Below are 10,457 nucleotides of genomic sequence, written 5' to 3'. Positions count from 1 at the left end.
CGGCCGCGGCGACGTAGTCAACGCCGGCGCGGTCGTGGGCCACAAGGTCTGCAATCACATCCATACCCAGCACCATACGGGCCTGTGACCAGCGCAAACAAGCACTTGTGAGAAGACTCCCAAAACACCCACCGAAGGGAACCGCGGGCCCGTTCCCTGCGTCTAATACGGGTTAAGGGTTTTCCGCGCGCCAGGCGATGAGGAGGTTGCGCACGAGGCGCTCGCGCACGTCGGGAAACAGCGCCGTGAGGGTCGCGTCCATGGGGCGGGTGACCACGATGAGCTCGGAGGCGAGCTCGGTCGGCGTCTGGTCCGGCGCGATGAGCCCGTGAGGCGCGGCTTTGTCCAGCAGCACCTGCACGCGGTCGAAGAACTCGTCGCGGCGGCACTTCACGTCCGGCTCCACGCCGTCCGGCAGCTCGGACGCGAGCGCGCCGACGAGCATGCCCACCCCGTAATCCACGAGCCGCCACACGAAGCGCTCCCAGCTGCCTTCGGGGTCGGCGTCGAAGCCGGCGAGGGTGTCGTCGAGAAACCCGTCCAGATCCTCGATGAAGCGGAGCGCGCACGCCTGGCGCAGTTCCGCCCGCGACGGGAAGTGGCGGTATAGGGTGGCAATGCCGACGCCAGCGTCCTTGGCCACGCCCTCGAGCGTTACTGCGGAGTTGGGGCGGGTGCGGAACTGCTCGGTGGCGGCGGTGATGATTTGGTCGCGTTTCGCGCGCGCATCTGATCGCACCTGCATCTCCTTCCCGCGCGATACAGTTTCGTCTTGACATCGCGCTACATGCGGAGCACCATAGCAGGAGTCTTAAGTGATAGCCAACCCTCCACTTGGAGTTTTTCAATGACACAAATTCTCAGCGCAACCGACCTTGTGCTGCGCAAAGGCGACGACCCGGTGAGCGTCGACGCCAGCGAGGGCTTCAACTTTCTGCACGTCGGGCGCGAGTCAAGCGCCACGACGCTCGCGATGACCCTCGCCGGGCGCTACAAGCCGCACTCGGGCACGGTCGACGGCCCCGGCTTCAAAAAGACGGCGCTGGCCGGCGTGCACATGATCGATTCGCTCGACCGGCAGATCCCGCTGCGCGATTTGCTGCGCGAGCAGATCGCGTGGTCGCAGCCGTTTTTCAAGCCGACGCCGCGCCACCCGCTCGAGCACGACACCGTGGCTCGCTGGCTGGAGCCGCTGGGGCTCGAGGAGCTTGACAGCGATACGTCGGTAGGCGAGCTCAACGTGCTCGACCGCTTCCGCTTCCGCATTCTGCTCGCGCTGGTGTCGCGGCCGAACGCGGAGCTGCTCATCGTGGACGACGTGGACCAGATCCGCGACATGTCGCTGCGCGCGAAGCTGCTGGACAACCTGTACGCGGTCGCTGAGGAAGTGCCGGTGTTAGTGACGAGTGCGAACGAGGAGGACCGATGAGCGGACTGCACCTGGGATCGAATTTCCGCAAGTTTCTACACGGCAAGCTGCCGCCTCTGGCGCTGATTGCTATCACGCTGCTGCCGCTGCTGTTCGGCGGCCTGTTCGTGTGGAGTTATTGGGACCCGTTGGGCAACCTGAACAAGGTGCCGGTGGCGTTGGTGAACTCGGATGAGGGTGAGAATGGGCAGCAGGTCGTGGATAAGCTGCTCGAAGAAAAGCCCATGAACTTCCAGGTGGTGTCCGCCGAGGAGGCCCGGCAGGGCATCGCCGACGGCACCTACTACCTGGGCATGGAGATCCCGACCGACTTCACCGAGGCCGTGACCAGCGTGAAGGAGGACAACCCGCACCAGGCGAAGATCAACGTCACGCTGAATGAGACGAACGGCTTCATTCCGACGATGCTGGGCGGGCAGGCCTCGCGAGTGATCACGGATACCGTGTCCAACACGGTCGGGTCGAAGGTGGTGGACCAGCTCTTCGTCGGTTTCAACACCATCAACGATGGCATGGGCCAGGCCGCCGACGGCGCGGGCCAGCTCAACGAGGGCGCGAAGAAGGCCGGCGAGGGCGGGCAGAAGCTTGACGACGGCGCCACGAAGCTGGACAACGGCATGCAAGAGTTCAACTCGAAGCTGCAGCAGATGCCCAGCGCCGCGCACCAGCTTGACGACGGCGTAACGCGCCTCCAGGACGGCGCCCAGCAGCTCAACACCGGCATCGGCACGGCGGCGGACGGCGCGAACCAGCTCTCCGAAGGCATGCTGACCCTGCAGGGCGGCACCGACAAGCTGGGCGCGGGTGCGTCGCAGGTTGCGGGCGGCGTGGACAAGATCGCGGGCGTGGCCGGCCAGCTCGGCGCGGCGCAGGCGGCGTTCGCGGACATCGACGCATCCCTGAACCAGGTCATCGCGGACCTGGACGCCTCGCCGATCCCGGGCACGGAGCAGATCGCGGCGCAGGCTCGCCAGACGCAGGCGCAGCTGCACGGCGGCCCGCTCGCCACGGCGATGAACTCTGACCTGGTGAGCCAGCTGCAGCTGCTGCAGAACGGCGCGCACCAGGTGGCCAACGAGCTGCAGGACCCGAACGCGCAGTACCGCGGCGGCGTGAACCGCGCCACCGACGCGGCCCAGCAGCTGGCGGCCGGCCTGGCCAAGCTGCAGGACGGCTCCGGCACGCTCGTCGCGGGCGTGGCACAGCTGAAGGACGGCACCTCGCAGCTGGTCGTGGCGGCGAACACGGCGTCGGACGCGTCGTCCAAGCTGGCCGACGGCTCCAACCAGCTCGTCGTGGGCCTCGGCGCGCTGAACGACGGCCTGGTGCAGCTCGATGACGGCACCGGCGAGCTCAGCGTCAAACTCCACGACGCGCAGGAGCAGGCGCCGACGTGGGAAGGCGAGCGCCTGAACAAGGCGGTCGACTCCGCCTCCAACCCGGTCGTGCTCAACCAGGCCGGCGACGAGCTGACCTTCTTTGGCAAGGGCCTCTCCCCGTTCTTCCTGTCGCTGTCCCTGTGGTTCGGCGGCCTGGTGCTGTACATGATCTTCGAGCCGATTTCGCGTCGCGCGATCGACTCGGGGACGTCGCCAGTGCGCGTGGCGCTCAACACGCTGCTGCCGTCGTTCCTGGTCACCGGCGTACAGTCGGTCTTCCTGTGGATCATGCAGGTGTGCATCCTGCGCGTCGAGCCGGCGCACGCGGGTGTGATGCTGGCGGTGCTGGTGGGCGTGTCGTGGGTGTTCGTTTCCTTCATCTACATGCTCAACTGCATCTTTGGTAAGTCGATCGGCCGCCTGCTCACCATGGCGCTCATGTCGCTGCAGCTGGTGGCGTCGAACGGCCTGTACCCGCCCGAGGTGCAGCCGAAGTTCATCCAGTGGGTGCACAGCTGGGACCCGATGCGCTACTCGGTGGACCTCATGCGCTACGCCCTGTTCGGCACCGACGGCGGTGACCCGCGCATGATCCGCGCGACGCTGGTGCTGTTGGGCATCGCGGTAGGCTCGTGGGTGGTCGCCTGTCTGGGCCTGACCAGGCTGCGCCAGATCCCAGAGCGCGATCTGCACCCCGAGCTTTCGGTCTAAGACCGCGAGCCCTTGCCGGGAGCGGGTTGTTGACGTATCATCTTGATGGACGACATCCCACACGGAAGGACGCATCATGTTCAACCCGCTCAACCTGCTCCCCGCTAACCAGAAGGCCGCCAAGGCCGCCAAGGCACAGAAGGCTGCGAAGTCAAAGACCCGCCTCGCCTCCGCCGCGCTGCGCGTGCCCACCGGCCTGTATATCCTGAACTCCGGCATCGGCAAGATTGGTGCCGACGAGGGCACCGCCGAGTTCCTCCACGGCATGGCCGTCACCGGCATCCCGGCGCTGAAGGACATGGACAAGGAAACCTTTGCCAAGTTCGTCGCCTACTCCGAGACCGGCATCGGCGCAGCGCTGCTCACCCCGTTCGTGTCCAACCGCCTCGCCGGTGCCGCGCTCGCGACGTTCGGCGCGGGCCTGCTCACCATGTACTTCGGCAACGACGCCATGACCGAGGACGACGGCATCCGCCCGTCCCAGGAGGGCCTGCCGCTGTCGAAGGATTCCTGGCTCGTAGCCATCGGCGCCGCGCTCATGGCTCTGCCGCGCAAGTAGACGCGCAGGCGTGCAGCGCGGTACTAACATGTTTCGCGTGAAACGTGTTCCCGCCCTCGTCGCCCTGCTCGCGCTCGCCGCGGCGGCTGCCCCTGTTGCTTCCGCGCAGCCGCTGCGGCCGTTCGCGCCGAGCTGTACCCCGATCCACGTCGTCCAAGCGGCGGGATCGGGGTTTTCGCATTCCTGGGATCCGTCAGCCCGCGACACGCTTTTCGACGACGGCTCGTCCCCCGCCGCCGACCTCACCGAACACTTCGGCGCGCGCACGGTGCGCAGCTACCAGGTCCGCTACCCCGCCTCGCTGGGCCGCTTCAGCGCGCTCGGCAGCGCCAGCGGCGGCATCGAGGGCACGGAGGCCGCAACCTACGGCGAGTCCGTCACGCAGGGCACGGACGACGCGGTGCGCGAGATGGAGACCGTGGCGAGTGCGTGCCCGCAGACCCGTTTCATCATGGTGGGCTACTCGCAGGGCGCCCACCTGATCGGCGACGCAGCAGCGCGGGCGGCGCACGGCCAGGTGCGCGGGGTGGGCCCGGAGCAGATTGCCGGGGTGGTGTTGTTTGCGGATCCGGGGCGGACGAGCGTCGATAGGCAACGGGCCCTGCCGCCCGCCAAGCTGTACGCGCCCGCGCCGAAGGGGGTGCTGGCGCGCGGCGGCGAGCTGATCAACGGCGGCGGTTCCGGGGTGATTCCGGAGCGCGTGGGCCTGGCCGGCGAGCGCGCGCTGAGCTTCGTCGGCCTGGAGGGCAAGGTGCTTTCGCTGTGCAACCCGGCGGATATGGCGTGCTCAACGGACCCGGACTCCGCGCTGCGCGACCTGGCGGATGTGGCGATGCGCGAGGAGGTCGTCGGCCCGCCCAACGCCGCGACGGGCGCACATGTGCTGGAGTTTTCCCGCCGCATGGACGCGGGCGTGCCGGTGCAGCAGGCGGTGCGCGAGTCTGGGCTATCGCTTCTCGACGCCCCCGCCGCCGCCCTCATCCTCGGAGAGATCGCACTCTTCGCCCAGGCGGCCGATGGCGCCACCCGGTCGGAGCAGGCGGCCACCCCGCCCGAGCAGCTCGTAGCGGTCACGCTCATGGCGGCGCTGCCGAACCTGGCGAAAGAGGGCGTGACCTGGACCTACCTGCTGCCGGCGCTCGAGGGGCTGCGCGGAGCGATCGCGGCGGCGTCAGGTGGCGGTGCTGCGGGCGACGAGGCTGGCGACGGACCCGAGGCGTGGTTTGACGTGGCGCTAGAGACGATGCGGGCGACGCAAGCCACGGAGCGGTTCTACCTGCAGCTCGCTGGGGCCGGCGTTGTGCCGCGCGTGCCGACGCCGACGGAGCGCAGACAAGTCGCGGCCCATGGTGCGGTGACGCAGCTGATGGACCAGGTTGCGAGCGCCGCCGGGCTGCAGGCGGCGAGGCGCAACCCCGCCAACGCGAACCTGTTGGCGTCGGCAAGCCAGGCCGGCGACTTCGGGCCGCGCCACATGTCGTACTACAAGCTCGGCTATACCCACAGCCCCGGCGGGTTCAACGTCGACGGGCAAACCGGGTACGACTACGCCGTCGACTGGCTCGATGACGTAGTCCGCGGCGTGCTGCGGGAGCAGTAGCCGGCATACGAAAAACCGCCCGTGCGGGCCGTGGACCCCTCAGCGAGGCCCAACCAACACGGGCGGTTACCGGAGCTACAAACTACTTCTCAGCAGCCGCAGCCTCCTCAGACTTCGGAGCCTCAGACTCCTCCGACTTCGCAGCCTCGGACTCCTCGGACTTCGGAGCCTCAGCCGGCTTCCCAGAGGAACCATAACGCAGAGTGTCATTATCCGTCGCCTCACCCAACTGGTACGACGACGTCGACTCCTCCTGACCACAAGCACGCAACACCGCATCACCAATCAACAAACCAGCAGTAATCACGCCAAGCGCACCAGCAGCCACACCAATCATCTGCGAATTCTCAACCGAGAACGCACCCTGCACACCAGCAGCACGCGACGCACGATCACGATCATAAATACCCAGACCCTGCTGAATACGATCATTCGCATCCTGGATCGCCGCATTCAACTGACCACGCAGACCCTCAAGACCCGGAATGTTCACCTGAGACAGCACACCCAACGGAATCAGCAGCAACAACGGCGAAGCCAAACCAACCAACGAAGCAATACACTTCGGATCAGACGACCCAACATTCACATCACCCTTGCCGTTGCCACCGTTGGCACCTGCGTCGGCGTCAACGTTGACCTGGACGTCGACCTCCATGGGCTTCTTGCCCTGGACGCCGCCAGCCAGCGGAATGAAGATGACCTTGTTGTTGCCGTTCGGGTTCTTCGGGGTCAGGACGACGTTGCCGTCCTTATCCGTCTCCTGATCGACCAGCTCGGCACCCTCGAGGACAGCGATGGAGCCGTCCTCCTTCTCGAACTTGATGGTGACCTTGCCGGTCTTCTCATCGCGATCGATCTTGACGCCGAGGTCCTTGTTCTCGCCCAGGATGGCGCCGTTTTCAACCTTGGAGCCGGACGGGACGATCAGAGAGCTGATCTTGCGGACGACGTTGCCGTCCTTGTCGTACTCCTCGGTGACGACGGTCTTGCCCTCGGTGCCGGACTTCGGGGTCACGGAGAAGGTGCCGTCGTTGTTCGACTTCGCATCCACGAACTCGGTGCCCGAGACGACCTTGAAGGAGTTGCCCTTGGTCATCGGCTTATCGGTCTTGGTGGAGCCCATGACGATGTAGTCGCGGACCTCGCGGCTGCCGGTGGACTTACCCTCGACGATCTTGAGGTTGTAGGTGTTGATGACGTTGCCGTCAGCGTCCCACTCCTCGATCGTGGCGGTCTTGCCCGCAGCGCTTGCCTTCGGCTTGGCGATCCACTGGTTGCCGTCGTTGGTCGGGTTCTCGAAGTAGTCCTCGCCGTCGATGACGACGAACTTGTTGGACTTCTCAACCAGGGTTGCGCGGAACTCCGAGTTGGTGGAGATCTGGTAGTTGTAGACGCGCGCGCCCTCAGCCTCACCGATGTTGAGCTTGTAAGTGGCGTAGACGCCACGCTTGTCGCTCACGGTGATGGTGACGACACCGGTCTTGCCGGCGCGGCCGGTGACAACGAACTGGCCGTTCTCTTCCTTCACGCGGACGAGGTCGTTGCCGTCGACATCGTTGCCCTCGGCGTCCTTGGCGGAGACGATCTTGTAGGTGTCGCCCTCGTCCTTGCTGATACGCGCCGTACCGGTCCAGGTCATGTTCTTCTCGGTGACCTCGCCCTTGTTGGCACCACGGCCCGGGGTGATGTGCAGCGTGTAGCGCTCGAAGACGTACCCGTCGTCGGTCTTGTTCTCGATGACGACGTCGCCGTTCGCGTCACCCTTCGGGGTGATCTTGATCTTGGACTCGCCGGCGGTCGGAACGGACTCGAGCAGGTCCTCACCCTCGACGACGCTGAGCTTGGTGCCCTGCAGGTCGATCTCGTTCTCAGAGGTGATGGTGTACTCAGCCTCACGCGGCTGGTACGGCTTCACGGTGTAGGTGTACTCAACGAGCGGAATAGCGTTTTCATCGACCTGGTCCTCGCCGTAATCGAGGAACTCGGTGACCTTAAACTTGCCGTCTGCGCCCGGCTTGAAGTGGAGCTCCAGATCCTCTTCCAGCTTCTTGCCGTCGTAGTCCTCCGAGTTCTGAAGGAGGTCGCTCAGCGAGCTGCCGTCAAGCGCTTCGACCTTGAACCAGTGGCCGCTATCCTGCGCGCCAAGGTGGAAGTTCGCAGTTGCGCGGTCAACGATCTCTCGCTCGCGAGTTGCAGGCTCCGTCGGAACCTCGAACGACTGCGGCTTGATGTTAATCGTGACGACGCCCACGAGCTGGCCGTTCGCGTCCTTGACGTGGACAACAGCCTTGCCACCCTTGGTACGCAGATCATCGTTGTCCTGCTTCGGGGTGACGGTCCAGGTCTTGTCGGTCTCGGTGAGATCGACGAGATCCTGGCCTTCAACGACCTTGGCCTCGTAACCGTCCTTGCGCTGAACGTCGACGTTGCCGTCGAAGTTGATGTCGTGCTCGATGACCTTCGGGCCACCGTTCGGGTCCGGGACGACCTTGAAGTCGAAGTTGTACTCGATGCCCTCTTCGTCGGTGAAGACAACGTGCGCCTCGCCCTCGGTGACGCCGTCCTTCGGAACGATCTTCCAGACCTTGTCGCCGTTGACCTCGGCCTCTTCGACAGTAATGACGTCCTTGCCCTCGGTGATCTCTGCCTTGCCGCCGCGGTGCTCGACGAAGCCCACGGAGGTGTTCAGGATCTCGCGGGAGACGTTGTACTGCGACTCCTTGTTCTCGATCGTGATCACGTTCTCGCGGGTATTGCCCTGCTTGTCGGTGATCTCGACGATGACCTCGCCCTTGGTCACACCGTCCTTCGGGGTGACCTTGAGGTGGCCCTGACCGTCGTCCTTCACGACCGCAATGTCGCCGCCCTTGACGGTTTTGTGCGTCTCGCCCTCGTCGATGTTGATGAGCTTGAAGCGATCGCCGTTGCCACCGGTGTTGATGTTGTAGAAGAAGTTGTTCACCTTGACGTGGGTGGACTCATCTACGTTGACGGTGTTGTTGATGGTCAGGCGGTAGACGTGCTCGTTGCCGTCGGAGTCGGTCACGACGATGGTGACCTTGCCCTCGCCCTTGAAGCCCGGGCGCGGCGTGACAACGAGCTTGCCGTCCTCGTTACGCTCGACGATGACGTACTCGGAGCCCTCGGTGACCTCGAAGGTCCAGGAATCCTTAATGCGCTTGTCCAGGTCGATGACCTTGGACTGCTCTTCCTTGGTGAAGCCAGCGAACTGGTAGTACTCGTAGACCTCGCGGACCTTCTCGTACACCTTCTCGGTGTAGTAGTGGTCGTTCTGGCTGATGGTCTTAGTAACGGTGGTCGGCTCGCCAGTGACGGTGGTGACGACCTCGCCGGTACGGCCCGGAACCGTAGTCTTCACGGTAGAGACCGGGGTGACCACGGAAGTCTTGGTGACCGGCTGTGCCGGGACCGTCTTGGTGACGGTCTCCTCGGTGATGGTCTGGGTCTCGGTGGCGACCGTGGACGGGATCGTCTCGGTGACGATCTCCGGCTCCGGCGTCTTCTTCACGGTCTTGGTGACCGGGGTGCCGTTCTCGGTGGTCGTGACAACCTCGGTCTCTACCGGCTTGGTGTTGGTCACGGTGGTGACGCGCTCCGGGCGAGTGGTGGTCACCGTGGAGGTGATCGGCTCGCGGCTGCGGCGCTCGGTGGTCACGGTTGCCGGAGCGGTCTCGGTCACCGTGGTGGTGTACGGGTTGCCTGCCGGGACGGTCGTGGTGGCCTCGTGATCCGGCTCGTTCACCGTGGTGGTGACGGTCGAGCGCGGGGTCGTGGTCTCCTCAACCTCGGTCTCGAAGTTGTAGTCCGGCTTGTCCGGGTAGATGTCCAGACCCGGCTGGTGAACCGTGATGATTCGCTGGAAGGTCTTCGACTGCTTCGGGTTCAGGTTCAGGTTGTAGTTCTTGGGGACCAGCACCGTGACGAACTCGCCCGGCTTGACGGTCTGCTTGATCTTTGCCAGCTTGCTCTCGTCCGGGTTGAGGACGTAGTTGGCCTCGTGGTTGGGGTTTCCAGCCGGAAGGGTCTGGTGCACGATGCTGAAACCGGTAAGGCTGTAGAACAACGTGGAATCCTGCTGCTGGATGTTGCCGCGGACGTCGTTGAGCACACCGAGGTTGTTGGCCAGGAGCGCCTGCAGGAAGGTGTTCTTCTTCTCCAGCATGGGCAGCACCGAAGCATCGCCGTTCATGTACTTGTCGTAATCCGCGAGCATGGACTTGGTCAGGTTAATCGCGGCGATACGGACGTTCTCGTCGATGGCCATGCCATCGCCGACGCGGCCGGAGGTACCGGTGAGCTTACGTACGTCGTAGCCGCCGACCTTGTTGTTCCACGGGTTGTCGATGCCCCAGTCGATGCACCAGCCCGGGCCATACTCAGTAGGCAGGGTCTGGGTGCTGTTGTCGTACCCAGTGTGAATCTGGGCGAGCTTCTTCTGCTCGGCGATCAGCTCCTGCAGCTGCGCCTCGTCCAGCTTCTGGTATGCGTCAACGACCAGCTGGTCTGCAGACGCGTTGGTAGCAATGACGGCGGTGGTACCGGTGGCGAGGACGCCGGAGATAAGCGCGGCCATGACGCGCTTCTTAAGATGTGCGTTTTGCAACGGCTCAATCCTTAAAAACTTGACGGAGATATTCGAAGCAGCCTGGAGATCTCCTGAACACGGATCTTCACACTGACAGACTTTCATTCAATCACAACAATTTCGTGGAAAGTAGTCCACTATCACCACAGACACCGCGAAAACCCCACCAC

6 protein-coding genes are annotated in these 10,457 nt (G+C 64.5%); 4 read left to right on the top strand and 2 right to left on the bottom strand.

All coding sequences use genetic code 11. From position 1 onward, the window contains the following. Positions 1–172: 172 nt before the first annotated feature. On the bottom strand, positions 173–739 hold the full coding sequence (locus CKJ85_RS07145) for a TetR/AcrR family transcriptional regulator (protein WP_095535650.1): 567 nt from the start codon (positions 737–739) through the stop codon (positions 173–175). Between the two features lie 108 nt (positions 740–847). Between CKJ85_RS07145 and CKJ85_RS07140 the strand changes: the two genes are divergently transcribed. From CKJ85_RS07140 to CKJ85_RS07125, 4 genes are all read left to right on the top strand, one after another. After that, on the top strand, positions 848–1,429 hold the full coding sequence (locus tag CKJ85_RS07140) for a hypothetical protein (protein WP_095535518.1): 582 nt from the start codon (positions 848–850) through the stop codon (positions 1,427–1,429). Further along, positions 1,426–3,519, top strand: a complete 2,094-nt coding sequence (locus tag CKJ85_RS07135) for a YhgE/Pip domain-containing protein (RefSeq protein WP_095553875.1) — start codon at positions 1,426–1,428, stop codon at positions 3,517–3,519. Before CKJ85_RS07140 ends, CKJ85_RS07135 begins: the two co-directional genes overlap by 4 nt. 76 nt (positions 3,520–3,595) lie before the next feature. Next, positions 3,596–4,078 carry a hypothetical protein gene (locus CKJ85_RS07130; RefSeq protein ID WP_233126992.1) on the top strand — a complete coding sequence of 161 codons (483 nt, stop codon included), beginning with the start codon at positions 3,596–3,598 and terminating at the stop codon, positions 4,076–4,078. 37 nt (positions 4,079–4,115) lie between these two features. Beyond that, on the top strand, positions 4,116–5,678 hold the full coding sequence (locus CKJ85_RS07125) for a cutinase family protein (RefSeq protein ID WP_158221630.1): 1,563 nt from the start codon (positions 4,116–4,118) through the stop codon (positions 5,676–5,678). 82 nt (positions 5,679–5,760) lie between these two features. Here CKJ85_RS07125 and CKJ85_RS07120 read toward each other — a convergent pair whose 3' ends face one another. Beyond that, entirely contained in the window at positions 5,761–10,305 is a 4,545-nt protein-coding gene (locus tag CKJ85_RS07120) for a hypothetical protein (protein ID WP_133064735.1), read from the bottom strand. Positions 10,306–10,457 lie beyond the last annotated feature (152 nt).

Source organism: Corynebacterium sp. NML 150383, from assembly GCF_002285085.1.
Taxonomy (GTDB): Bacteria; Actinomycetota; Actinomycetes; order Mycobacteriales; family Mycobacteriaceae; genus Corynebacterium; species Corynebacterium gottingense.
Note: the sequence above shows the minus strand (reverse complement) of the source record. Positions and strands in the feature narration are given on the sequence as shown.

Bases quoted from the DNA above. Each gene is read 5' to 3' on its own strand.
- CKJ85_RS07140 (WP_095535518.1), top strand. From the start codon at position 848: ATGACACAAATTCTCAGCGCAACCGACCTTGTGCTGCGCAAAGGCGAC.
- CKJ85_RS07135 (WP_095553875.1), top strand. From the start codon at position 1,426: ATGAGCGGACTGCACCTGGGATCGAATTTCCGCAAGTTTCTACACGGC.
- CKJ85_RS07130 (WP_233126992.1), top strand. From the start codon at position 3,596: ATGTTCAACCCGCTCAACCTGCTCCCCGCTAACCAGAAGGCCGCCAAG.